Genomic DNA, 24,071 nt, shown 5'->3' with positions numbered 1-24,071 from the left:
ACCAGTGGTCACATAACAATTAGTTCTAGAAAAAGCATTGCCTCATGACAAATCGATGTGCAATATACGGTTACAAAGCAGGTTTCAAAACCGGATTACAAAATCAGGTTACAAAATTAGAACAACCAATCTCGGAGAAGGCACCATGAGCAAGTCGGTCAGCCATAGCGAGGATGACCTTGTATTTCTGGATAAAACGGTGCGTGTGTCCGGCGACAATAAATCAGGTTTAAGCAAGGATGTATGGCAGGTGCTGATCATCGGCGGCGACGCTGATGTACACACCGCGACGACTTTCGCCCTCAGCAATGTTGAAATACAAAACAGGCCGCTGGCTTTTTTGCACGCCCACACAGCGCAGCAAGCCCGGGAAGTTCTGGCACAAGAAGCTCACGTCGCGGTGATCTTGCTGGATATCGACGCCGATCAGCAAGACGAAGGCCTGCAACTGGTACATTACATACGCGATGTCCTGCATCGCGCCGAGGTTCGCATCATCCTGCGCACCGACCAGCCTGGTTATACGCCCGGTATCGATGCGATCCAGCAGTTCGACATCAACGATTACAAATCAAAATCCGAACTGACCCAGATCAAGCTGTTCACGGCAGTGACTGCGGCAATCCGCTCGTATGAGCAAATCTGCACCATCAATTCAAGCAGCAGCGGCCTGGATATGATCCTGCGCGCCAGCACTGAGTTAATGGCCTTGCAAAGCCTGGAGGAATTTGCCACTGGTGTAGTGACTCAGATCGCACGCCTGCTGGGCATATCCCCGGATGGCTTGTTCTGCGTACAGGAACAATTGCACAATCAGGAAAACGCGTTGTTCGTGGTGGCGGCCGCCGGACGGTTTGGTGATCTCATCAATCACCCACTTTCATCGATAGAAGACGCCAGCATAGACCGCACGCTGACGCGCGCATTGAAAGAGCGCAGAAATATTTATGGTCGCGAATTTAGTGCACTACATTTCACCGGCAATGCCTCGAGCAATTTCGCGGCCTTCTTCCGCACCGGGCGACCACTCACTGAAATCGAGCTGCGCTTGCTGGAAGTATTTTGCAGCAACATCTCGGTTGGTCTCTCGAATATCACGCTCGTCACGCGCCTGCACAATTCAGCCTTCTACGATTCACTGACCAAGCTACCGAACCGTACCCGCCTCAAGGAAATCATCGACGACAGCCTGTCTTCCAGCAATGACTTGCCAAGTACGCTGGCTTTGATCGATATCGACCACTTTGCGGAAACCAACGATACGCTCGGCCATCAGTTCGGCGATCTGCTCCTGCTTTCGGTTGCCACACGCCTGCAATCGCGCCTGGGTGACCATCTCATCGTGGCGCGTGTCGGTGGCGATACGTTTGGCGTCCTCGGCGACGATATACAAGTGAATCCGGCTGCCATACTCGCGCAATTCGAACGGCCGTTCAGCATAGACGGACAAGACGTGCAACTTTCCGCCACAGTCGGACTGGTGCGCCTGTCCGAACATGAGGGGCGCGGTGTGGAAGCCTTGAAGAACGCACATATTGCGCTCAAGCGCGCCAAGTTTCAGCAGCGTACCGGCCATTTGTATTTCTCACGCAATATGGGTATCGATATACGTGAACGCGTGAATATGATGCACGCCTTGCGTACCGCATTTGAAGAAAGACATTTATCCGTCGTTTATCAACCGCAAATCGATATGGCGACGCGACAACCAGTAGGTGCTGAAGCTCTCTTGCGCTGGACGACTGAAGACGGCTCCATGATTTCACCAAACCGCTTCATCCCGATTGCTGAGTACTCCGGTCTGATCATCGAACTCGGTGAATGGGTTTTGCGGCAGGCTTGCCAGGAACTGGTGCGCATACATCGCCTGGGCTTCACCGACTTCATGATTTCGGTCAATGTCTCGCAAGTACAATTTCGTCATCCACACTTCCTCAGCATGCTACGTCATGCCCTGCACGACACCCAGGTTCCGCCACACTGTATAGAACTTGAAATCACCGAATCGATGGCAATGGAAGAGCCCGATGCCCTGATCAAACTACTGGATCAGATCACTGCTACCGGCGTCAGCATTGCGATTGATGATTTCGGAACGGGTTTCTCATCCCTCAGCCACTTGCAAAAACTCAGTGTGGACCGCCTCAAAATTGATCGCGCGTTCGTTACCGAAATCACCGATTCTTCGCGCGGCAGCAGCATTGCCGAAATGATTATCCAACTCGGTCGCAACCTCGAATTGGATGTGATTGCGGAAGGTGTGGAAGATGAACGGCAGGCAGCTATCCTGACCGAACTCGGCTGTCCATTGGGCCAGGGTTATCTGTTCGCCAGACCCATGACTGCAGATGCATTACATCACTGGCTAAGCGCACCAAAATAAGACCGCAACAATCAGGTCGGTACGCGTACCGGCCTGATTTTTTATTCCCTCATTTGCGCGCCCCGCGCAATTGCGCAACCCGCTCACGCAAAATCTCTGGTGTCACCTCAGTCACAGCCATGGGCTGACCGACCACCAACTCAAGTTTGGAGAACGGTCCGCTACGGAAGGAGCGCTGGAAGGGATTATCGGCACTACGCGTCCACAGACTGCCCCACAAGCCGCGCAAGGCCATCGGAATAACAGGTACCGGAGTCCGTTCCAGTATCTTCATGATGCCGCCTTTGAATTCATTCAACTCGCCATCACGTGTCAACTTTCCTTCGGGGAAAATGCACACCAGCTCTCCCCGCTCCAGCGCACGCGCTATGCTGCCGTAGGCAGCGTCCATGATCTCAACATCTTCACTCGCAGGTGCAATCGGAATCGCCCGCACTGCCTTAAACAAAGCAGACAACAACGGGATTTTAAAAATCCTGTGATCCATCACAAAGCGCAGCGGACGCGGACTGGTCGCCAGAATCACGATCGCATCCATATAGCTGACATGATTACAAACCAGGATGGCGCCCCCTTCAGCCGGTATCCGCTCGGCATTGAAAGTACGTACCCTGTGCGTGGTGTGCAGCATCAGCCATGCCAGGAAGCGCAGCAAGAATTCTGGTACCACAGTAAAGATGTAGAGCGCCACAATTGCGTTCAGGATGGCTGTCACCATAAACAGTTGCGGAATGCTCAAACCCATCTTCAGCAAGACCATCGCCACCAGTGCGGCGACCACCATGAACACCGCATTCAGGATATTCATACCGGCGATCGTGCGTGACATATGCTGCGGATCGCAACGGGTCTGTATCAAGGCAAACAAAGGCACGATGTACAAGCCGCCGAACACGCCTATCAACAGGCAATCCACCAGAATACGCACACCACCCTGTTGCTGCAGAAAACCCGCAATATCCACCAGGGTGGTATTGGTATAACTGATGCTGGCGAGGAAAAGATCGAAACCGAATACCGACAAACCGATCGCACCGAACGGCACCAGACCGATCTCGACCTTATGACCGGACAAGCGTTCGCACAACAAGGATCCGGTGCCTATGCCGAGCGAAAATATCGTCAGCAACAAGACGAAGATACTATGGTCGCCATGCAGATAATCTTTTGCGTACAGCGGAAATTGCGCCAGTATGATCGCGCCGTAAAACCAGAACCACGAGTTCGCCAGCATCGATAAAAAGACCGGGCGATTCTGCTTCGAGTAGCGAATATTGCGTACCGTTTCCGTCGCCAGATTCCAGTTTATTTTCAGCTCAGGCGCAGGTGCAGGCGACAGCGGAATCGCGCGACTGGCCAGCCATCCGGCACAGGCAATCGCAATCGTACCGCCAGCTACCAGCTCTATGCCCCACGGTTTGTGCAATACCAGCACCGCGCCCAATACTTCACCCAGCAGGATGCCGACGAAAGTCCCCATTTCAACCAGGCCGTTACCGCCAACCAATTCATCCGGCGCCAATTTTTGTGGCAGATAGGCATACTTCACCGGCCCGAACAAAGCCGAGTGCAAACCCATGCCGGCAACGGCTGCGATGAGCAGCCACAAATCCTGGCGCATCCAGCCAACTGCCGCCAGCAACATGATGGCGATTTCCAGCAATTTGATATAACGCACGAGACCTGACTTTTCAAACTTGTCGGCCAGCTGGCCGGCAATCGCCGAGAACAAGACAAAGGGCAGGATAAATAAACCAGGAATCAGGTTATTCAAAAATCCCCTATCCATCGTGGTCCAGCTCAGCGCTTCAAAGGTCAGCACCGTCAGCAAGGCAGTCTTAAACACGTTATCGTTAAACGCACCGAAAAACTGGGCCCAGAAAAAAGGCGCAAAGCGGCGTTGTATCATCAACTTGAATTGACTGGGCTTACTCATGGGTATCCATATAGTGGTTCAGGAATGCGAACGCCAACATGCCATGCGCGTTCAATATCAGGCGATTGTAAGGGATATGAATGACAAAAAGCCGCTCGCATACCCAAACGGGTATGCGAGCGGCTTTTACTTGACTACTGCGACTCAGCCGTCTTGTTCGTTCGCGACAGCTGGCCAGTCCTGTATGTAAGACTTCAGCATTTTGTTTTCAAAGCTTTGCGCTTCGAGCACCGCTTTCGCCACGTCGTAGAAAGAGATGACGCCAACCAGTATCTTCCCGTCCAGTACCGGCACATAACGCGCATGCTTCTCCAGCATCAGTCGTCGTACTTCATTGATCTCTGCATCGGAAGTGATAGTGATCGGATGTTTATCCATATAGCGCCGCACGGTATCACCACCGACCGCCCCGCCATTTGCATGGATCGTTGCCATGACCTCGCGGAAAGTCAGCATACCGATCAGATTGCCCGCCTCCATCACAACCAGAGAACCGATGTCTTTTTCCGCCATCGCATTGACTGCGTCCAGCATCGGACTATCTGGTGTTACCGTGAAGAGAATGTTTCCTTTTACTTTAAGTATTTCGGATACTTTCATGGCACCGTCCTCAAGAGTTATGGTTGTACTTCGGACACTTCCAATGTAGCTCAAGCTCTGGAAAAAATCCACAATACTCTCTTGGGGCCAAATGCACGAATGGCGGCAATGAGACAAGTGCCAGTATGGCTCCGCCCCTTACATGCCCTGCGTCAATAAGGCTTGCATAGTGACTGCACGAGGACTACCCTGAAACTGTAGCAGCCACAGGAGGCAGTCATGAGTGTCATCACACAAAAGACCTATCTGTCGTTTTCGGAATTTTATGCCGCTTATCTGACAGGGCATTCCGACCGCAGATCTCGCCAGCTCCATTTCCTTGGCTCAACGCTGGCCATCATCTTTCTTACCGCGCTGGTGCTCACCGGGAACGCGTGGTGGTTATTAGCCGCCATCCTGTCGTTTTACGGCCTGGCGTGGATAGGTCATCTTGGTTTCGAGAAAAACCACCCCAGTTCGTTCAGGCAACCGCTGTATTCCTTCATAGGATCATGGCTGATGTACTGGCAAATGCTGACCGGGCAAATTTCCTTCTGAGCCTTCACGGAAGTAGCTAGCCAGCGACTGATACAAGCCCTGCTCGACCGCGCATTCCACTTTTTTCGCCAGTGTTTCATTGCCACTCGCGTCAAATACGAATACGCGGTACACGTCTGCCAGCGTCAGATACTCCGGATTCGCCAGCAAAACCCAGCGATCAAGGCCATCGGTAATCCGCTTGCCCCACTGCATGCGCTTCGGCCCTTCTGACTTAAGGCGCGCAACCCAACCCGCGTCCAGCATCTTCTCCAGCAGGGTTTCGGACTCATCGAAACCGAGCCGGGTACGATCGCGCAGCAGCTTGGTATCCACCACCGCGGAATCAGCAGATGCACGCGCCTCGTACAGCACGGCCATCAATGCCATCGCATCGACGAAGGCACTGCCCGGCTGCGGTACATGCCACCAACGCTCATACTTCACGATCGGCAAGGCTGCCGTCACCACCGCTCCCGCCAGCGTAATCATCCAGCCCAGATACACCCAGACCAGGAAAATGGGGAAAGCCGCAACCGCGCCATACACAACCGTGTAAGTCGGTACTTTAATGACGAAAGCGGCAAACAGGCGCTTGACGATTTCAAATGCGATCGCTGCCAGCAGGCCGCCATACACGGCATCGCGCCACTCAACCAGACGATTCGGCACCACGATGTAGAGCGAAGTAAACGCCACCATACTCAGCAAAATCGAGATGGAGGTGTAAAACACAGCGCCCACAAACGGCACGCCGCGCACCACGCCGTCGGTCGCAGTAAACAAGTATGAAGTGAGCGTCATCGACGCGCCTATCAGCAGCGGCCCCAGAGTCACAATCGCCCAATACACCAGGATACGCTGCATGATGGGACGTTTGGTTTTGACACGCCAGATCTGGTTGAAGACCCGGTCTATCATCAGCATCATGGCGACCGCAGTCACGATCAGCGCCACTGCGCCGAAAGCCGACAGACGCGTCGCCTTGCTGGAGAACTGGGTCAGATAACCGAGGATGGTATTGGCGATACCTTTCGGCATCAGGTTATGTACAAAATAAGCCTCCAGCGATGTGCGGAAGGTATTGAACAGCGGGAAGGTAGTGAAAATCGCCAGTGCGATCGTCAGGATAGGCACCAGCGCCAGCACGGTGGTAAACGTCAGGCTGCCAGCCACTTGCGGCAAGCGCTCTTCAGTCAGGCGACGTGCGGCAAAATGAAAGAGATCGCGTACCTGAGGCCAGGTCAGTTCGCGAAAAAAAAGGGGAATAGCTGGTTTCATGCAGTAGGTGTGAGTGTATTCTTAGGCGGACAGCGTAAGCGCAGAATTACGCCAGTGACGCCCCATACGCCATTCAAGATGCTTATAAAGCGCCCTATAATACCAAGCATGAACACTGCCCAGCTCCCTATTCTCGTTTTGTACTACTCGCGCCATGGCTCGACCCGCAAACTGGCGGAGTTAATCGGCCAGGGTATAGACAGCGTCCCCGGCTGCGAAGCGCGCCTGCGCACAGTACCTGCGGTATCCACCGTCACCGAAGCGACCGAACCCGAGGTGCCGAATGAAGGCGCGCCCTATGTCGAATTGCAGGACCTGGAGGAATGCGCAGGCCTGGCGCTGGGTTCACCTACCCGTTTCGGCAATATGGCGTCGGCGATGAAGTATTTTTGGGATGGCACCAGCGCACAATGGCTATCCGGCGCTCTGAACAGCAAACCTGCTTGTGTCTTCACCTCAACCGGCAGCTTGCACGGTGGACAGGAATCGACCCTGCTATCCATGATGCTGCCACTGCTGCATCACGGCATGCTCGTGCTCGGCATCCCCTACACCCAACCGGAATTGATGACGACCAGCAGCGGCGGCACACCCTACGGCGCCTCGCACTGGTCCGGCGTAGCCGGCAACCAGCCGATTTCACCCGATACACGCGCACTGGCCATCGCGCTCGGCCAGCGCCTGGCGCAAACAGCTGTCAAATTACGGAGCACCTGATGCAAACGCAAGGGCAAAAAATCCTGCATATGGGCGCACTAGGCAGCCTGCTTGCCCTGATCGTGCTGTGTGTAGCCTGGGAAATGATATTGGCGCCAATACGCCCTAACGGCTCCTGGCTGGTACTCAAGGTCATCCCGCTACTGATTCCGTTGCATGGTGTCTGGAAACGCAATCTCTACACCATGCAATGGGCATCCATGCTGATCCTGCTATTTTTCGCCGAAGGCATAGTACGTGGCATGAGCGACACCGGCCTGTCCGCCATCCTGGGCTGGATCGAAGTCGGCCTGGTGCTGGTCTTCTTTAGCTGTACCATCCTCTACCTGCGCCCTTACAAAAAAGCGGCGAAGGCCTTGACCAAGCAGGCGCTACAGAAGGCCGCCAAGTAATGGACACCTTCCTCCATGCCTGCCGCAGAGCGATAGGCGCGGCGCATGTCCTGACCTCAGAGGACGATACCGCGCCCTACCTGACTGACTGGCGTCGGCGCTACACCGGCAAGGCCTGCGCGGTACTCAAACCGGCGGATACGCAGGAACTCGCAGCACTGGTGCGTCTTTGCAATGAGCACAAAGTCCCGATGGTGCCGCAGGGAGGGAATACCGGCCTGGTACTGGGCGGCATCCCGGACGACAGCGGCAAAGCCGTCATCCTCTCACTGACGCGCCTCAATCGCATCCGTCAGATCGACCCTGGCAACAACACGATTACCGTCGAAGCCGGTTGCATCCTGAAAAATATCCAGACGGCAGCCAGCGATGCCGGTCGCCTATTCCCGCTTTCACTGGCGGCAGAAGGCAGTTGTACGATAGGCGGCAATCTGTCCACCAATGCAGGAGGTACCGCTGTCCTGCGCTATGGCAACACACGCGAGCTCTGCCTCGGTCTCGAAGTCGTCACGCCGCAGGGCGATATCTGGAATGGCCTGCGCGGCTTGCGCAAAGACAATACCGGCTACGACCTGCGCGATTTGTACATAGGCGCAGAAGGTACTTTGGGCCTGATCACTGCGGCAGTACTGAAACTCTTCCCACCGCCGAAAGCACAACTCACCGCCCTGGCTGCTCTGCGTACGCCGGACGATGCATTACGACTGCTGTCGTTGACGCAAAGTTACTGCGTGTCGTCACTGACGGGTTTCGAATTGATGTCGGGTTTCTGCATCAAGCTGGTGAATCAACATTTCCCCGCCATGCGCCTGCCTTTCGCCGAAGAGCATGCGCAATATGTGCTACTTGAATTGTCCGATAGCGAATCTGAAGAACATGCGCAAGCCATGCTGGAACATGTCATCAGCGCAGCCTTGCAGCAAGACCTGATACAAGATGCGATCATCGCGCGCTCAATCGCACAATCACAAGCGATCTGGGATTTCCGTGAACACATACCGCTAGCGCAGGCAGCGGAAGGCAAGAACATCAAACATGATGTCTCCATCCCGATTTCACATATCGGTGATTTCATCCGCACGACGGATGCATTACTGCAGCAGGCATTTCCCGGTGCCCGCATGGTGACCTTTGGCCATCTCGGCGACGGCAATCTGCATTACAACGTTGCGCATCCTGAGCAGGAAACTGATCAGAGTTTTCTGCAAAAGCAAACAGCTGTAAATCGCGTCGTGCACGATAGCGTGCATCAACACGGTGGCTCCATCTCCGCCGAACACGGCATAGGCGCGTTGAAACGCATGGAAATGCTGCGTTACAAGTCCGATGTAGAGATGCAATTAATGCGCTCTATTAAGCTGGCACTTGATCCCTTGAATTTGATGAATCCCGGCAAGCTCCTCTAAAGTGGCAAGGTCCCTATAGACCTGCGAGCTTGCCATGCCATTCCTGCTGTTATTCGCGCTCTTTTCCCTTCCACTTCCAGCGCTGGCGATTTATAAATGCGAGTCAGGCGGAAAAATCAGCTACAGCGACCTGCCTTGTAACGGCACCGGAACTAAGCAGCGCTTCGAGCGCATCATCACGCCCCCTCCATCATCTGATACGCATCTCGCACAAGAAAACCTGATCCGTGAAAAACGCATCTTGCAGGCGATGGAAACGCAGCGCAGGAAAGAAGAAGCCAGTGCGGAAAAAGAACGGCAAAGAATCTACAAGGAACAGGAGCGCAAGAGGAAGCGTTGTGCCACGCTCGAACAGCGTGCGCGATGGGCAAAGGAAGACGCAGCACGTGCCAGCGTGAAGCGCATGGCACGCGAACAGCGCAAGGCTCAACGCGCAGCAGAAAAGCTGCAACTGGAATGCGGACCATGAAATGTCGCCACTGAGAAAATTCGCTGATCGCAGCGAATTTGATCCATGTCAAACTGCGGTCATATAGCTTTGCTACGATACGGCCTTGCTCACCAAGAGTGGGCATGCCTTAGGGCCATTTAAGCAGTGGTCGCTACTACCGGCGCTGGCGGTCGGGAAATATACCAGCACCAATATCAAAGACATGCAGTCCTGCCTGTCTTCTCATCCGAAAGAGTCGTCTCATGCTGCAATCCATGTAAATACTGCATGGCATTGCAGCATGCAACATGATCCGACCCATGGTATAACATCGCTTAACACTTCTTCGGTCTGCTCGTCAGTATGAAAGTCAGTCACGATTCCGCTGCTCAACCCACCTATCAGGAGGCTACATGAAAAGCATTGAAGAGTTTAAGGTTAAAGCTCCATCCGGCAAAGTCATTACTTTGCAAAACATAGGAAAAGGCAGGACCTACCTGGATTTCGGCAGTACCAAACTGCCACGCGACTTCGTTGGTTATCGCATTAAAGACACAGACAATATCGCGGAGCCGCAAAAAGACGGCACCTTCAAAATCAAGGGCGTCCAGGATACCTACAGTCGTATCTGACTACTCCGCCTGCGACCTTAAAAAGTGCCGGGCGCTCAGGCCCGGCACCTCGCTTATACGACTTTTAGCGTGATATTAGGAAGTCGATCGATATGACCTTCCATCACATCGCCACGTACCACCGGTCCGACGTTCTCCGGTGTGCCCGAATAAATAATATCTCCAGGCATTAACTCGAATGCTTTCGACAAATTACTGATTTGCTCGGCCACTGACCAGATCATTTGCTTCAAATCTGCACTCTGTTTCACTTGTCCGTTCACCTTCAACCAGATCTTTCCTTCGGTGAAATTACCGATACTGGCGACCGGATGCAAAGGTCCGATCGGTGCGGACATATCGAAGCTCTTGCCGATTTCCCATGGCTTTTCTTCCTTCTTCATCGCTGCCTGCAAATCACGGCGCGTCATGTCCAGGCCAACCGCATAACCAAAGACGTGTTGCAGTGCACTTTCGACCGGGATATTTTTGCCTCCCTTGTTGATCGCAGCAACCAATTCAATCTCATAGTGGTAATTCTTGGTCAGCGTCGGATACGGATGATCGACTACCTTGCCTGGCGCGACGTATTGAATGGCATCGCTGGGTTTCTGAAAAAAGAAAGGAGGCTCACGTGTCGGATCTGAACCCATTTCACGTGCATGTGCTGCGTAGTTACGTCCGATACAGTAGATGCGGCGAACCGGGAATTGCTCATTGCTGCCAACGATAGGGATAGTCGGTTGCGCGACTGAGAATATTGCATTGCCTTCCTTACCGCCTGAACTGCGCGGAGCGGCACAACCTGTTACCGCACCGACCGTCATCAAACCAGCTGCCTGAAGCATTCCACGCCGACTCATTTTAGTCATGTTGTCTCCTCAATCCACTTGGGTTATACCGCGATATGGCAAGTAATCGATAACGTCCCGGCTGGCCCGTTATCCGAGCTCTCCATATACCAAATATATACAAGTTAATATAAGAAAGATACGCAAGCCGATGAATAAATCCGGCCTTGTACACAACCAGTAATTTGCACAAGCGAAACGAGTTAAGCGCGGTGGTGACAGCTGTCAAATCCTGAGTGATGGGCGTAAAAAAGCCCCATGCTCTTGCAAGCACAGGGCTGAATTTGACTAACTACGGGTATGACTGAAGAGCGACATTCCTAGCGTGCGGAAACACGACGCTCGCCTTTTCTTCGACAAGGGAACTCCAGTACCGCGTCACCGCCCGTAGTGCGCACCCGACGGGTGTTGGAAAGAATCTGTCCGACGTATTGCATATCCTGCTCTATGCTGGAGACTCTTTCAACTTTTTCTTCAGAAAGTGCCAACGCAACGAGGGATTGCAAAGCCTTGGTGTACAGCACTTCGTCATGCTGCTTGAGCTGGCAAAAAGCACGTGCCAAATCACTGATGGCCTGATCGATGCGATTCATGATGCGCTCCCGGTAGTCGAGGATAGTTAATATCCTATCACCATAAAGAAATTGCATCTGTTAGCTAACGCACTTAAGACTATGAATTCAGCATAGTCTTATGCCCATGCAGCTATCGGCCATGGATGGTGTCAATGTGTAGCGGGGAATGTAGCTAGTGGCCTGCCCAGCAGGAATCGAACCTGCGACCCTCAGCTTAGAAGGCTGATGCTCTATCCAACTGAGCTATGGGCAGAATATGGCGGGAGTAAACCGCGATGCGGAAAGACAAAGCCTGAATCAACGCCCGTCTAAAGGTGCTGCATTATGCCTTTTTTACGCCACTCTTTCAATGTCCCTGCCCTGCAGCAAGCCATGCCGGCATATGTCATCGCCAGCTGCAGGTAGTCATACCTACCTGTCTTTACGAATCCGATCGACTAATGCATAACCGCGAGAAAAACCTGCGGCCAAAGCTTCCGCTGCGCTGGCGTAATCTGCGTCGTCACCAGACTCGGCTGCCAGCTCGCTTTCTGCCGAAGCATCCAGTCCCGGCTCGCACACGCGCACCGTGTAATCCCACAACTGGGGTGGCGCTTCTTTTTGCAATGTGGTGACATGCACATCCAGCCCCTGATACAACTCTGTACTCCAGTTCTGCTGCTTTTCCATAAGCATTCCCCAGACTTCAATGATGCGAGCAATGACCACGTGTAACAGCCGCCTTACGCGGCGACTTCGGATCATCAACTTCGGGATTAGGAGATGGAACCGGATCTTCCTGCGGCACCGGATGTTCACCTGGCAAAGGATCTTCTATCGGTTCAGGCACTGGTGCAGTATGTGCAGACAACGGGATATGCGATGCACGGACAAATGGCAGCGGAGATGCATAAAGACGACTGCAGGTGCTAATCATACTAAGCATGATGTACATCCTTTACGGTTAGCTGATGAAATCACTTCATGCATATTGGAGTGACTATACGACTATAAAATCCCAGATAGATTTATATGGCGAAGATATTGCGTAAAAACGTAAGGGCGAGCGTTGAAACGTCAATCAGAATGAGGGAAAAATTACTGCAGACTTTCCACTGAACAGTAGAAAGATAATAGACGAAAAAAAGGACTAGCGATTAGGCTAGTCCTTTAAATTCTGGTCGGAGTACAAGGATTCGAACCTTGGACCCCCTGGTCCCAAACCAGGTGCGCTACCGGGCTGCGCTACACTCCGAAAGAAAGAGATTATATTGAATGTTCCGGAATCGGTCAATATCTAAAATGCTTTTACTTCAATAATTTTATAAATTTATTCAGTCAGCTTGGCGGCTATCCGTCGTGCCATTTTATCAGCAACATCCGCCTCTTTGGCCTCTACCATTACGCGGATTAAAGGTTCGGTACCAGAGGCGCGTATCAGTACCCTGCCCTTGTCACCCAACTCGGCTTCCACCACTTCTTTTTCCGCCAATAAATCCTTGTTTTTCTTCCAGTCAAAACCGGGAGCGACTTTCACATTAATCAAGGTTTGCGGGAACATGGCGATATCTTCCGTCAGCTGCGCCAGGCTCTGTCCGCTGCGCTTCAAAGCAGAGAGAATTTGCAAGGCAGAAACAATACCGTCACCGGTAGTATGCTTGTCCAGACACAGCATATGGCCCGAGCCTTCACCACCGACCTGCCAGCCACGTTCACGCAAGGCTTCCAGCACATAACGATCGCCGACGTTTGCACGCGCAAAGCCTATGCCCATTTCCTTGAACGCGACTTCGAGCGCCATATTCGTCATCAGAGTGCCGACTGCACCTTCAATCGGCCGCACCCGCATGCGATCCTTGACCATGATGTATAACAGCTCGTCGCCGTTATAAATACGACCAGCAGCATCCACCACCAGCAAACGATCAGCATCACCATCCAATGCGATACCCAGATTCGCCTGGTTCGCACGCACTGCTTCCACCAAAGCCTGGGGCGCAGTCGCACCAAAACCTTCATTGATGTTGAAGCCGTTCGGCTGGTTACCAATCGCGATCACTTCAGCACCCAGCTCGTGGAAAACGTCCGGTGCAATATGGTAAGCAGCTCCATGTGCGCAATCGACTACCAGCTTGGTGCCGCGCAGATCCAGTTCGTGCGGGAAGGTGCTCTTGCAGAATTCGATATAACGTCCGCGTGCATCTTCCAGCCGCTTCGCTCGGCCCAGTTTCTCGGATGCGACACAAGACATCGGCTCATTCAATGCCGCTTCAATTTCCAGTTCTATCGCATCCGGCAATTTATTGCCGGATGCAGAGAAAAATTTGATGCCGTTATCTTCGTATGGATTATGCGAAGCTGAAATCACGACGCCTGCAGACAAACGCAAAGCGCGCGTCAGATAGGCAATCGCCGGTGTCGGCATAGGACCGGCCAGCATCACATCGACGCCGGCAGCGGAGAAACCTGCCTCCAGAGCGGCTTCCAGCATGTAGCCGGAAATACGTGTGTCTTTGCCTATCAGTACCACCGGACGGCTGGTCTTGGTACGCGACTTGGTCAGCACGGTACCTGCCGCATAGCCGAGGCGCATGACGAAATCGGGAGTAATCGGGGAAGTGCCTACTTTGCCGCGCACGCCATCGGTGCCGAAATATTGTCGTGTCATTGTTGTTCTTTTTAAATTTTGTATGTAATCAGGATATTGCCTGCCAAACGCGTAATGCGTCTACTGTTTCTGCCACATCATGCACGCGCACAATACGAGCGCCATTCGCAACAGCTGCTAACGCTCCTGCCAGACTGCCTGCCATACGTTGCTCTACCGACCGGTCTGTCAGCGCACCTATCATCGTTTTACGCGATAAACCGATCAACATCGGCGCTTGCAGGGATGCCTGCATTTGCCTGGTATTTTTCAACAAGGCGATATTGTGCGCAAGCGTTTTTCCAAAACCCAGGCCCGGGTCTATACATATACGCTCACGGGCAATACCAGCCTGCTCCATCTGACCGATACGCTCGCGTAAAAATTCCCCGACTTCAGCCACGACGTCATCATATTCTGGTTGCAGCTGCATACTTTGCGGATCATTTTGCATGTGCATGACACACAGCGCGCAATCTGCATCGGCTACCGCCTGCAAGGCGCCCGGCGCACGAAAGCCGTTGATGTCGTTAATCATGTCGGCGCCGGCTGCGATGGTTTCACGCATGACTTCCGGTTTATACGTGTCTATCGATAATGGCTTGCCGCAATCGCGCAAAGCGTAAACCAGCGGCATGACGCGATCCAGCTCATCTTTGAGCGAAACCGCGAGTGAACCGGGACGGCTGGATTCGCCGCCGATATCGATGATGTCTACACCTGCCGCGATCATCTCTTCCGCATGCGACAAGGCAGTATCCAGCATGTGGTACTTGCCGCCGTCAGAGAACGAGTCAGGCGTGATATTGAGGATACCCATTACAAGGGGACGCGCTGCAGCGTCGACGGAAAGGCGGTAACGACCGCATTGCAGGTGAGTTTGCATTGTTTTGTCTGGGTACAAATAGAAAGGGGTGAGGATTTCTCCCCACCCCTGTATTAAAACATGTTCGTCAGATCTGAAGCGATCTATCAGGCCGGTGCAGTTGCATTCGGCGCGACATCGGTAGGATTATCCGGTGGGCTGCGTTTGACAGGAACGCCCGCTTTCGGTGGACGTGGTTCACGTCCTTCCATGATGTCGTTGATTTGATCCGAATCGATGGTTTCCCAATCCAGCAGGGTTTTCGCCATCAATTCAACCTTATCGCGATTCTCTTCGATCAGTTTGCGCGACAACGCATACTGGGTGTCCAGTATCGTACGGATTTCAGTATCGACCTTTTGCTGGGTCGCTTCCGACACTGTCTTGGCCGATGAACGTCCGAAGTAGGCATCTTGCTCGGTATCTTCGTAGACCATGGTACCCAGGCTTTCCGACATACCGTAACGCGTCACCATCGCACGTGCCAGCTTGGTTGCACGCTCAAAGTCGTTCGAAGCACCGGTCGACATCTGATGCATAAACACTTCTTCTGCAATACGGCCACCAAACAGGATCGAGATCTCTTCCAGCATCTTGTCCTTGTACATATTGACGCGATCATGCTCAGGCAACTGCCAGGTCAGACCCAGCGCGAAACCACGCGGCATGATGGTGACTTTATGTACCGGATCAGCCTTAGGCAAGAGTTTGGCAACCACTGCGTGACCGGACTCATGGTAAGCAGTATTGCGACGTTCTTCTTCACGCATGACAGCCGATTTACGCTCAGGGCCCATGACGATCTTGTCTTTGGCATCCTCGAAGTCCTGCATCTCGACCAGACGCTTGTTACGGCGTGCGGCAAACAAGGCTGCTTCGTTGACCAGGTTCGCCAGATCAGCACCGGAGAAACCAGGCGTACCGCGCGCCAGGATATCTGCCTGTACGTCGGTACCAATAGGTACTTTACGCATGTGAACCAGCAAGATCTGCTCACGGCCACGGATGTCAGGCAAGCCGACGATCACTTGACGGTCGAAACGACCTGGACGCAACAGCGCTTTATCGAGTACGTCAGCACGGTTGGTTGCCGCGATCACGATCACACCGGCGTTAGGCTCAAAACCATCCATCTCAACCAGCATCTGGTTCAGTGTCTGTTCGCGCTCATCGTTACCGCCGCCCATACCGGCACCACGATGACGACCGACAGCATCGATCTCATCGATGAAGATGATACAAGGTGCATGTTTCTTCGCGTTGTCAAACATGTCGCGCACACGGGATGCACCGACACCGACAAACATTTCAACGAAGTCCGAACCGGAAATCGTGAAGAAAGGTACTTTTGCTTCGCCTGCAATCGCACGCGCCAGCAAAGTTTTACCGGTGCCTGGAGGACCGACCATCAACACGCCGCGCGGGATACGACCGCCCAGTTTCTGGAAGCGGGTAGGATCGCGCAGGAAGTCGACCAGCTCGCCCACTTCTTCTTTCGCTTCATCGCAACCTGCGACGTCAGCAAAAGTGACCGGGTTGTTGGTGTCGTCCAGCATGCGCGCCTTCGACTTGCCGAACGAGAATGCCCCGCCCTTGCCGCCGCCCTGCATTTGACGCATGAAGAAGATCCAGACGCCGATCAGCAACAGCATCGGGAACCAGGATATAAATACTTGGGAAAGGAAAGATTGCTCTTCCGGTTGTTTAACGTCGAATTTCACGCCGTTATTGACCAGATCGCCAACCAGACCGCGATCCAGATAGGTAATCGCGGATTTAATTTTTTTGCCGTCGGTCGTAGTCGCAACGATGCTGCGATCTTCGATCGTCGCTTCCTTGATGCGCTTACTTCTTACTTCGTCCAGGAAATCCGAGTAGGCAATCGCCGTGGCTGAGCCCGACGCACTGCGGCCGTCGAACTGTTTGAACACGGTGAAAAGCACCATCCCGATGACCACCCATATAGCGGCCTTGGAAAACATATTGTTCACTAAAACTCCTTGGACACAGAACGCGTCTTTTTTACTAAAAATGTAATTTCGATTCTACTCGTAATACTCAAGGCTTGCAGTATCGAATATCAGGCTAAAAACGGCATTAACAAGGGTCAATTCAGGGTTAATTCCAGATTAAAGCGGATTTTTTAAGGTTTTCCCAAGTAAAAAGATCTCGGACGATTTGTCACGGCTGGCTTTTGGCTTCTTTTGTACGACCGTTTTGAATTCGTCCCTGAATTTGCCCACTATATCGCTATATCCGGAACCGTTAAAGCACTTTACCAGCAAGGAGCCCGAAGGTTTCATATGATGTTGCGCAAAATCAATTGCCAAATCGATCAAATCGATCATACGCGCAGCATCGGCCACGGCAATACCTGACAAATTGGGTGCCATATCCGATATCACAAGATCAGCCTTACGGCCCTGCAGTACCTGCTCCAGCTGAACCAGTACTTCCTGTTCGCGGAAATCACCTTGTATAAAGTGCACGTCGGCAATCGGCTCCATAGGTAGCATGTCCAAACCGATAATCGTGCCGTTGATACCACCACCGACGCTGCCTGACAGCTTATTGCGCACGTATTGCGACCAGCTGCCCGGTGTTGCCCCCAGATCAACAATCACCTGCCCCGGCTTGATCAGCTTCTCGGTTTCGTCTATCTCTTTGAGCTTGTAGACCGCACGGGCGCGATAGCCTTCTTTCTGTGCCAGCTTCACATACGGGTCGTTAATATGATCATGCAGCCAGTTTTTGTTTAATTTCTTCTTTGCCATTCGCGTAGAATACTAGTTTTAAATACTGTGGGACAAAGTTTGTCAGGTTCGCGCTGCGTGCCGAAGCAATCCTGCCCCCGAACACCATCACAATTTATGTTGAAACTTACACCGGCCGAGCGCAGTTCCTTACGCGCTGAAGCGCATGCTCTCAGCCCTGTCGTCATTATCGGGGAAGCCGGCTTGACGCCAGGCGTACTCAAGGAAATCGACGCCAGCCTCAATTCCCATGGTCTGATCAAAGTACGCGTATTCGGCGATGACCGCGAAGCACGTGTCACTATCTACGACACTATCTGCGAAAAACTCGATGCCGCACCTGTACAGCACATCGGTAAATTGCTGGTCGTTTATCGCCCGAAAAAAGAAGCGGTAAAAGCACCGAGCGAAACCCGTGGCCGCGGCATGCGCGAAGTCACCATCGTCAAACCAAGTCCTAGCGGCACCAAACGCCCGACTGTGACTAAAGTAATGGTCAAGGGAAATGAGCGTGTCACCCAGGGTGGCTCAATCAAACGCGCCAAGCCACGTCAGACCAGCCCGAAGAAATCGTCACTCGGACGATAATCTCCCCTACTCAGCGTAGCTTGAGTATCAGTGCAGCGCCTAACAGGCTCTGCACTATATAAAACCCGGTTGAAACAGCATGCAGGATACCGAATTGCTTACGCGCATCGGCCATTGCAGCGGTATTGCTATCCGCGACGCTATGCAATACCAGGCGTAACTCCGCCATGTGCGGCTGCAATGCAAAGTAACCGATCAGGGTACATGCAACCATGCCTGCGATCAGGTAGTAGTTCACCTTCGCAGGTTGGGCTTGCGCACCGCGACCAGCCTGAAATAACAAAGCCAGCAGTGCCGCTGCACAAAACAGCGACAACCACGCGACGATATTAAACAGGCTACCGGCGATGGTGCCTGCCAGCGCACGATCACTCAGGGTTGAGAACAGGGTTGGCGCGACCACAAAGCCCACCGCCCACAGGGTTCCCACCCAGAAGGTTGCTATCAGCAATCGTACGCGTGTGAGCAACATCAGATGTAGCGTACTTGCAGGATTTCGTATTCACGCAGACCGGCCGGTGCTTCCACCGCGACGATATCGCCTGCGTATTTACCGATCATCGCACGCGCGATAGGCGACGTAATCGATACTTTCTTTTCTTTCAGATCTGCTTCGTCGATACCGACGATTTGGTAAGTTACTTTCTCGCCAGACTCCAGATCTTCCAGATCAACGGTAGCAGCAAAGACCACACGGCCTTCTGCTTCCAGCGTGGTCGGATCAATCACTTGCGAAGTACCCAGCTTGCCTTCGATGTCGGCAATACGACCTTCGATAAAGCTTTGCTTTTCTTTCGCCGCATCATAGTCGGCATTCTCCGACAGGTCACCTTGTGCACGTGCTTCAGCAATAGCATTAATGACCCATGGACGTTCTTTTGTTTTCAGACGGTGCAACTCCTCTTTCAGGACGTTTGCGCCATAGGGGGTAATTGGTGTGCTCATAGCTTCTATCTTCAAAAGTGGAAAACCACAGAGGTCGCAAAAGGCACCGGAATCCGGCGCCGCCTGTGACCTCTGTGGTTAGATTTTTAACGCTGTGGGCTTAGTGTAAGGTTTTATGCAGACCTTGTAAATCATAGACGTGTAACTCGTCCAGATGGGCCATGCCTTCCACCGCAGCTTCTGCGCCAGCTATCGTTGTGTAAGTTGTGACGCGTGCTGCCAGAGCGGATGTACGGATGGTACGGGAATCCACGATGGCACTACGCTTCTCTTCCACGGTGTTGATAACCAGTGCAATTTCATTGTTTTTGATCATATCAACAATATGTGGACGTCCTTCTGCCACTTTGTTGACTGACTGCACTTCGATACCGGCAGCACTGATAGCCGCAGCCGTACCTTTGGTCGCAACTACCGAGAAACCGATCTCAACCAGATCCTTGGCAACCTGCACCGCACGCGGCTTGTCGCTCGCCTTGACGCTGAGGAACACTTTGCCGGAACGTGGCAGCTTGATGCTGGCACCGAGTTGCGATTTGACGAAGGCTTCACCAAAGGTTTTGCCGACGCCCATCACTTCACCGGTCGATTTCATTTCAGGGCCGAGAATGGTGTCCACGCCCGGGAACTTGACGAACGGGAACACGGCTTCTTTGACGCTGAAGTATTCAGGGACTACTTCATTGATGATGCCCTGGCTGTCCAGCGACTGACCGACCATGCAGCGTGCTGCAATCTTGGCCAGTTGCAAACCGGTTGCTTTCGAAACATACGGTACGGTACGCGAAGCACGTGGATTCACTTCCAGCACGAAGACGACGTCTTGTTGCTTGCCATCGATTTCCTGTTGCTGGATCGCAAACTGCACGTTCATCAAACCAACCACGTTCAGACCTTTGGCCATCAGCGAAGTCTGGCGCTTCAATTCATCAATGGTTGCTTGCGACAACGAGTACGGTGGCAACGAGCAAGCGGAGTCACCTGAGTGCACACCCGCTTGTTCAATGTGTTCCATCACGCCGCCGATGAAAGTACGCTGACCATCGGACAAGCAATCGACGTCGACTTCAATCGCATCGTTCAGGAAGCGATCAAGCAATACTGGCGAATCATGCGATACCTTGACCGCCTCACGCATATAGCGTTCGAGGTCACGTTGCTCATGCACGATTTCCATCGCACGACCACCCAATACATAGGATGGGCGCACCACCAGCGGATAACCGATTTCCTGCGCCAGGCGCAATGCATCTTCTTCGGTACGCGCGGTGCGGTTAGGCGGCTGACGCAGTTTAAGGTCGTGCAACATTTTCTGGAAACGTTCACGGTCTTCTGCTGCGTCGATCATGTCTGGCGAAGTACCGACGATAGGCACGCCGTTGGCCTCCAGATCGAGCGCCAGTTTCAAAGGCGTCTGACCACCGTACTGCACGATTACGCCGTATGGTTTTTCCTTGTCTACGATTTCCAGCACGTCTTCCAGCGTCAGCGGTTCGAAGTACAGACGATCCGAGGTGTCGTAATCGGTGGAAACAGTTTCCGGATTACAGTTGACCATGATGGTTTCGTAGCCGTCTTCGCGCATCGCGAGTGCAGCGTGTACGCAGCAATAATCGAATTCAATACCCTGGCCGATACGGTTAGGACCACCGCCGAGCACCATGATTTTTTTCTTGTTGGTCGGCTGCGATTCGCACTCTTCTTCATAGGTCGAATACATGTAGGCGGTGTTGGTAGCAAACTCACCGGCGCAGGTATCAACACGTTTGTAGACAGGACGAATATTCAGCGCGCGACGTTGTTCACGTACTTCCTTGTCGCTCGTTTTCAGCAATTTGGCCAGACGGCGATCCGCAAAACCTTTTTGCTTCAGCTTGAACAGCGTGTCTTTGTCGATAGCGCTCAGGGTCTGGGTTTCCAGCCACAGTTCGATATCAACGATTTCCTTGATTTGTGCGAGGAACCACGGATCGATGTGCGTCAATGCATGCACTTCATCCAGCGAAAAACCTTGAGCAAATGCATCACCGACGTACCAGATACGTTCCGGACCTGGCTCGCCCAGTTCTTCTTCAATGGTTTCGCGGTCGGTGGTTTTTTCATTCATGCCATCGACGCCGACTTCCAGGCCGCGCAAGGCTTTCTGGAAGGATTCCTGGAAGGTACGACCGATCGCCATGACTTCGCCTACCGATTTCATTTGCGTGGTCAGGTGGCTGTCCGCTTGCGGGAATTTTTCGAACGCGAAACGTGGAATCTTGGTAACGACGTAATCGATGGATGGTTCGAACGAAGCCGGGGTCGCGCCGCCGGTAATTTCGTTACGCAACTCATCCAGCGTGAAGCCGACTGCCAGCTTGGCTGCGATCTTCGCAATCGGGAAACCGGTCGCTTTCGATGCCAGTGCCGACGAACGCGATACGCGGGGATTCATTTCGATGACGATCATGCGGCCATCAGCCGGATTGATCGAGAACTGCACGTTGGAGCCGCCGGTATCCACACCGATTTCACGCAACACCGCGATCGATGCATTACGCATGATCTGGTATTCCTTGTCGGTCAGTGTTTGCGCTGGTGCTACCGTGATCGAGTCACCAGTATGCACGCCCATAGGGTCCAGATTTTCGATGGAGCAGACGATGATGCAGTTGTCTGCCTTGTCGCGCACGACTTCCATCTCAAACTCTTTCCAGCCGATCAGCGATTCTTCGATCAGCAATTCGCTGGTTGGCGATGCTTCCAGACCGCGTTTGCAGATAGCTTCGAATTCTTCCGCGTTGTAAGCAATACCGCCACCGCTGCCGCCCATCGTGAACGATGGACGAATGATGACCGGGAAGCCGAGTTCTTTTTGCACTGCCCACGACTCTTCCAGCGTGTGCGAGACACCGGAACGCGCCGAACCGAGACCGATTTTGGTCATCGCATCTTTAAACTTGGAGCGGTCTTCTGCCTTGTCGATCGCTTCCGGGGAAGCACCGATCAGTTCGCACTTGTATTTGGTCAGTACGCCGTTGTGGTGCAGATCGAGTGCGCAGTTCAGCGCTGTCTGGCCGCCCATGGTTGGCAGGATCGCGTCTGGACGCTCTTTGTCGATAATGCGTTCGACGGCTTGCCAGGTAATCGGCTCGATGTAAGTTACATCGGCCATTTCCGGATCGGTCATGATGGTCGCAGGGTTGCTGTTGACCAGGATGACGCGATAGCCTTCTTCGCGCAGTGCTTTACAAGCTTGCGCACCGGAATAATCGAATTCGCAAGCCTGGCCGATCACGATAGGACCGGCGCCGATAATCAGGATGCTTTTAATGTCGCTGCGTTTAGGCATTTTTATTCTTCTCCATCATCGCCACGAAGCGATCAAACAAGGGGGCGATGTCATGCGGGCCAGGCGATGCTTCCGGGTGACCCTGGAAGCAGAAGGCTGGCTTATCGGTACGTTCAAAACCTTGCAGCGAGCCGTCGAACAGCGAGACGTGCGTCACGCGGCAGTTCGCCGGCAAGGTTGCTGCATCCACTGCGAAACCATGGTTTTGCGATGTGATCAGCACTTTTTTGCTGTCCAGATCCTGCACCGGATGGTTGGCGCCGTGATGGCCGAATTTCATCTTGAGGGTTTTCGCGCCGGAAGCCAGCGCCATGATTTGGTGACCCAGGCAAATACCGAAAGTCGGGATGCCACGATCGATCAATTCTTTGGAAGCCGCAATCGCGTAGTCGCAAGGCTCCGGATCGCCAGGACCATTCGACAGGAAGATACCGTCAGGATTCAGTGCCAGCGCTTCCGCGGCGGATGCCTGTGCCGGCAATACCGTTACTTTGCAACCACGCTCAGCAAGCATGCGCAGGATGTTGAACTTGACGCCGTAGTCGAAAGCGACCACGTGAAACTGGGGAGCGGTCTGCTGACCGTAACCCTGGCCCAGTTTCCATTCGGTTTCAGTCCATGGGTAGGATTGCTTGGTCGATACGACTTTCGCCAAATCGAGACCAGCCAGTCCACCAAAGGACTTGGCCAATTCCAGTGCTTTCTCTGCAGTCGCATCTGCGCCTGCCAGAATGGCGCCGCTTTGCGCACCTTTTTCGCGCAGGATACGGGTCAGCTTGCGAGTATCGATACCGGCGATGCCAACCACATTTTCCGACTTCAGGTAGTCAGACAATGTCTGGGACGAACGGAAATTGGAAGTCAGGATCGGCAAATCCTTGATGATCAGGCCGGCCGCATGAATTCGGGTCGACTCCACATCCTCGGCGTTGACGCCGGTATTACCGATATGAGGATAGGTCAGTGTAACAATTTGATTGCTATAGCTTGGATCGGTGAGGATTTCCTGGTAACCGGTCATCGAGGTGTTGAATACAACTTCACCGATCGTATGACCCGGTGCACCTATCGAAAAACCTTTGAAAATCGACCCGTCCGCTAGCGCTAGGATGGCCGGAACTGTAGGGCCAGAAAAGAATGGCGGCAAGGGGTAACTCCTGATGTGTGTTACCGCCGCTGCGCTGCGCCAGATGACCGTCGAAACCCGCGCGCAACTTTGCGCGCTGCTTGCTGGAGGCTCACTCGAGCAAGGCGTCGTACAGGTC

At 53.2% G+C, this 24,071-nt stretch carries 23 protein-coding genes and 2 tRNA genes; 8 read left to right on the top strand and 17 right to left on the bottom strand.

Features of this window, described 5'->3' with window-relative positions:
* The first annotated feature begins 145 nt into the window (after positions 1–145).
* Positions 146–2,383: a bifunctional diguanylate cyclase/phosphodiesterase gene (locus tag DBR37_RS07370; protein WP_124573801.1), complete on the top strand. Its 2,238-nt coding sequence runs from the start codon at positions 146–148 to the stop codon at positions 2,381–2,383.
* 49 nt (positions 2,384–2,432) lie between these two features.
* Here the strand turns inward: DBR37_RS07370 and DBR37_RS07365 are convergent, their stop codons facing one another.
* Together DBR37_RS07365 and DBR37_RS07360 are read right to left on the bottom strand one after the other, a co-directional pair.
* Complete coding sequence (locus tag DBR37_RS07365; RefSeq protein ID WP_124573800.1) at positions 2,433–4,319, bottom strand: MFS transporter; 1,887 nt, start codon at positions 4,317–4,319, stop codon at positions 2,433–2,435.
* A 144-nt stretch (positions 4,320–4,463) separates the two neighbouring features.
* Complete coding sequence (locus DBR37_RS07360; protein WP_124573799.1) at positions 4,464–4,919, bottom strand: CBS domain-containing protein; 456 nt, start codon at positions 4,917–4,919, stop codon at positions 4,464–4,466.
* Positions 4,920–5,138: 219 nt separating this feature from the next.
* Here DBR37_RS07360 and DBR37_RS07355 point away from each other — a divergent pair, with 219 nt between their 5' ends.
* Positions 5,139–5,456 (top strand): DUF962 domain-containing protein, encoded by a 318-nt coding sequence (locus DBR37_RS07355; protein ID WP_124573798.1) that lies wholly within the window; start codon positions 5,139–5,141, stop codon positions 5,454–5,456.
* Here DBR37_RS07355 and DBR37_RS07350 read toward each other — a convergent pair.
* On the bottom strand, positions 5,409–6,716 hold the full coding sequence (locus tag DBR37_RS07350; RefSeq protein WP_124573797.1) for a YihY family inner membrane protein: 1,308 nt from the start codon (positions 6,714–6,716) through the stop codon (positions 5,409–5,411). The genes DBR37_RS07355 and DBR37_RS07350 overlap by 48 nt on opposite strands.
* Positions 6,717–6,824: 108 nt before the next feature.
* Between DBR37_RS07350 and wrbA the strand changes: the two genes are divergently transcribed.
* The 5 genes from wrbA to DBR37_RS07325 all read left to right on the top strand — a co-directional run bounded on the left by wrbA (position 6,825) and on the right by DBR37_RS07325 (position 10,293).
* Complete coding sequence (gene wrbA / locus DBR37_RS07345) at positions 6,825–7,433, top strand: NAD(P)H:quinone oxidoreductase (RefSeq protein WP_124573796.1); 609 nt, start codon at positions 6,825–6,827, stop codon at positions 7,431–7,433.
* Entirely contained in the window at positions 7,433–7,825 is a 393-nt protein-coding gene (locus DBR37_RS07340; RefSeq protein WP_124573795.1) for a DUF2069 domain-containing protein, read from the top strand. The genes wrbA and DBR37_RS07340 overlap by 1 nt, the downstream gene beginning before the upstream one ends.
* On the top strand, positions 7,825–9,231 hold the full coding sequence (locus tag DBR37_RS07335) for an FAD-binding oxidoreductase (RefSeq protein WP_124573794.1): 1,407 nt from the start codon (positions 7,825–7,827) through the stop codon (positions 9,229–9,231). The genes DBR37_RS07340 and DBR37_RS07335 overlap by 1 nt, the downstream gene beginning before the upstream one ends.
* 34 nt (positions 9,232–9,265) lie before the next feature.
* Entirely contained in the window at positions 9,266–9,700 is a 435-nt protein-coding gene (locus DBR37_RS07330; RefSeq protein ID WP_124573793.1) for a DUF4124 domain-containing protein, read from the top strand.
* Positions 9,701–10,074: 374 nt separating this feature from the next.
* Complete coding sequence (locus tag DBR37_RS07325) at positions 10,075–10,293, top strand: hypothetical protein (protein WP_124573792.1); 219 nt, start codon at positions 10,075–10,077, stop codon at positions 10,291–10,293.
* A gap of 53 nt (positions 10,294–10,346) precedes the next feature.
* Here DBR37_RS07325 and DBR37_RS07320 read toward each other — a convergent pair whose 3' ends face one another.
* From DBR37_RS07320 to DBR37_RS07275, 10 genes are all read right to left on the bottom strand, one after another.
* The gene (locus DBR37_RS07320; RefSeq protein ID WP_124573791.1) at positions 10,347–11,144 is read right to left on the bottom strand and encodes a fumarylacetoacetate hydrolase family protein; all 798 of its coding nucleotides are present in this window, start codon (positions 11,142–11,144) and stop codon (positions 10,347–10,349) included.
* A gap of 299 nt (positions 11,145–11,443) precedes the next feature.
* Positions 11,444–11,716 (bottom strand): hypothetical protein, encoded by a 273-nt coding sequence (locus DBR37_RS07315; protein WP_124573790.1) that lies wholly within the window; start codon positions 11,714–11,716, stop codon positions 11,444–11,446.
* Between the two features lie 158 nt (positions 11,717–11,874).
* Positions 11,875–11,951: transfer RNA gene (locus tag DBR37_RS07310), tRNA-Arg, on the bottom strand.
* A gap of 158 nt (positions 11,952–12,109) precedes the next feature.
* Complete coding sequence (locus tag DBR37_RS07305; protein WP_124573789.1) at positions 12,110–12,367, bottom strand: hypothetical protein; 258 nt, start codon at positions 12,365–12,367, stop codon at positions 12,110–12,112.
* Positions 12,368–12,383: 16 nt separating this feature from the next.
* On the bottom strand, positions 12,384–12,623 hold the full coding sequence (locus DBR37_RS07300) for a hypothetical protein (RefSeq protein ID WP_124573788.1): 240 nt from the start codon (positions 12,621–12,623) through the stop codon (positions 12,384–12,386).
* Positions 12,624–12,855: 232 nt separating this feature from the next.
* A tRNA-Pro gene (locus DBR37_RS07295) sits at positions 12,856–12,932 on the bottom strand.
* Between the two features lie 75 nt (positions 12,933–13,007).
* Positions 13,008–14,345 (bottom strand): phosphoglucosamine mutase, encoded by a 1,338-nt coding sequence (gene glmM / locus DBR37_RS07290; RefSeq protein WP_124573787.1) that lies wholly within the window; start codon positions 14,343–14,345, stop codon positions 13,008–13,010.
* Between the two features lie 28 nt (positions 14,346–14,373).
* A complete protein-coding gene (gene folP, locus DBR37_RS07285) occupies positions 14,374–15,210 on the bottom strand; it encodes a dihydropteroate synthase (protein ID WP_124573786.1) in 837 nt (278 codons plus the stop codon).
* Between the two features lie 86 nt (positions 15,211–15,296).
* Positions 15,297–17,180, bottom strand: a complete 1,884-nt coding sequence (ftsH, locus tag DBR37_RS07280) for an ATP-dependent zinc metalloprotease FtsH (RefSeq protein ID WP_124573785.1) — start codon at positions 17,178–17,180, stop codon at positions 15,297–15,299.
* Positions 17,181–17,318: 138 nt separating this feature from the next.
* On the bottom strand, positions 17,319–17,963 hold the full coding sequence (locus DBR37_RS07275) for an RlmE family RNA methyltransferase (RefSeq protein WP_124573784.1): 645 nt from the start codon (positions 17,961–17,963) through the stop codon (positions 17,319–17,321).
* A 96-nt stretch (positions 17,964–18,059) separates the two neighbouring features.
* On the opposite strand from DBR37_RS07275, the gene yhbY reads away from it, so the two are divergent.
* Entirely contained in the window at positions 18,060–18,530 is a 471-nt protein-coding gene (yhbY, locus tag DBR37_RS07270; protein WP_124573783.1) for a ribosome assembly RNA-binding protein YhbY, read from the top strand.
* A gap of 10 nt (positions 18,531–18,540) precedes the next feature.
* Here yhbY and DBR37_RS07265 read toward each other — a convergent pair whose 3' ends face one another.
* The 4 genes from DBR37_RS07265 to carA form a co-directional block, all read right to left on the bottom strand.
* Complete coding sequence (locus DBR37_RS07265) at positions 18,541–19,002, bottom strand: DUF4149 domain-containing protein (protein WP_124573782.1); 462 nt, start codon at positions 19,000–19,002, stop codon at positions 18,541–18,543.
* On the bottom strand, positions 19,002–19,475 hold the full coding sequence (gene greA, locus DBR37_RS07260; RefSeq protein ID WP_124573781.1) for a transcription elongation factor GreA: 474 nt from the start codon (positions 19,473–19,475) through the stop codon (positions 19,002–19,004). Before greA ends, DBR37_RS07265 begins: the two co-directional genes overlap by 1 nt.
* A gap of 100 nt (positions 19,476–19,575) precedes the next feature.
* Positions 19,576–22,806, bottom strand: a complete 3,231-nt coding sequence (gene carB, locus DBR37_RS07255) for a carbamoyl-phosphate synthase large subunit (protein WP_124573780.1) — start codon at positions 22,804–22,806, stop codon at positions 19,576–19,578.
* The gene (gene carA / locus DBR37_RS07250; RefSeq protein ID WP_124573779.1) at positions 22,799–23,953 is read right to left on the bottom strand and encodes a glutamine-hydrolyzing carbamoyl-phosphate synthase small subunit; all 1,155 of its coding nucleotides are present in this window, start codon (positions 23,951–23,953) and stop codon (positions 22,799–22,801) included. The genes carB and carA overlap by 8 nt, the downstream gene beginning before the upstream one ends.
* Between the last annotated feature and the right edge of the window lie 118 nt (positions 23,954–24,071).

Source organism: Herminiimonas sp. KBW02, from assembly GCF_003852535.1.
In the GTDB taxonomy this organism is placed as follows: domain Bacteria; phylum Pseudomonadota; class Gammaproteobacteria; order Burkholderiales; family Burkholderiaceae_D; genus Oxalicibacterium.
This window is presented reverse-complemented; position numbering and strand designations above follow the sequence as displayed.

Coding starts and splice junctions, on each gene's coding strand:
- DBR37_RS07340 (WP_124573795.1), top strand. CDS start 7,433: ATGCAAACGCAAGGGCAAAAAATCCTGCATATGGGCGCACTAGGCAGC.
- DBR37_RS07355 (WP_124573798.1), top strand. CDS start 5,139: ATGAGTGTCATCACACAAAAGACCTATCTGTCGTTTTCGGAATTTTAT.
- carB (WP_124573780.1), bottom strand. CDS start 22,806: ATGCCTAAACGCAGCGACATTAAAAGCATCCTGATTATCGGCGCCGGT.
- DBR37_RS07320 (WP_124573791.1), bottom strand. CDS start 11,144: ATGACTAAAATGAGTCGGCGTGGAATGCTTCAGGCAGCTGGTTTGATG.
- DBR37_RS07365 (WP_124573800.1), bottom strand. CDS start 4,319: ATGAGTAAGCCCAGTCAATTCAAGTTGATGATACAACGCCGCTTTGCG.
- DBR37_RS07330 (WP_124573793.1), top strand. CDS start 9,266: ATGCCATTCCTGCTGTTATTCGCGCTCTTTTCCCTTCCACTTCCAGCG.
- DBR37_RS07325 (WP_124573792.1), top strand. CDS start 10,075: ATGAAAAGCATTGAAGAGTTTAAGGTTAAAGCTCCATCCGGCAAAGTC.
- DBR37_RS07275 (WP_124573784.1), bottom strand. CDS start 17,963: ATGGCAAAGAAGAAATTAAACAAAAACTGGCTGCATGATCATATTAAC.
- DBR37_RS07335 (WP_124573794.1), top strand. CDS start 7,825: ATGGACACCTTCCTCCATGCCTGCCGCAGAGCGATAGGCGCGGCGCAT.
- wrbA (WP_124573796.1), top strand. CDS start 6,825: ATGAACACTGCCCAGCTCCCTATTCTCGTTTTGTACTACTCGCGCCAT.
- DBR37_RS07370 (WP_124573801.1), top strand. CDS start 146: ATGAGCAAGTCGGTCAGCCATAGCGAGGATGACCTTGTATTTCTGGAT.
- yhbY (WP_124573783.1), top strand. CDS start 18,060: ATGTTGAAACTTACACCGGCCGAGCGCAGTTCCTTACGCGCTGAAGCG.
- DBR37_RS07305 (WP_124573789.1), bottom strand. CDS start 12,367: ATGGAAAAGCAGCAGAACTGGAGTACAGAGTTGTATCAGGGGCTGGAT.
- folP (WP_124573786.1), bottom strand. CDS start 15,210: ATGCAAACTCACCTGCAATGCGGTCGTTACCGCCTTTCCGTCGACGCT.
- glmM (WP_124573787.1), bottom strand. CDS start 14,345: ATGACACGACAATATTTCGGCACCGATGGCGTGCGCGGCAAAGTAGGC.
- DBR37_RS07300 (WP_124573788.1), bottom strand. CDS start 12,623: ATGCTTAGTATGATTAGCACCTGCAGTCGTCTTTATGCATCTCCGCTG.
- DBR37_RS07360 (WP_124573799.1), bottom strand. CDS start 4,919: ATGAAAGTATCCGAAATACTTAAAGTAAAAGGAAACATTCTCTTCACG.
- DBR37_RS07350 (WP_124573797.1), bottom strand. CDS start 6,716: ATGAAACCAGCTATTCCCCTTTTTTTTCGCGAACTGACCTGGCCTCAG.
- greA (WP_124573781.1), bottom strand. CDS start 19,475: ATGAGCACACCAATTACCCCCTATGGCGCAAACGTCCTGAAAGAGGAG.
- DBR37_RS07315 (WP_124573790.1), bottom strand. CDS start 11,716: ATGAATCGCATCGATCAGGCCATCAGTGATTTGGCACGTGCTTTTTGC.
- DBR37_RS07265 (WP_124573782.1), bottom strand. CDS start 19,002: ATGTTGCTCACACGCGTACGATTGCTGATAGCAACCTTCTGGGTGGGA.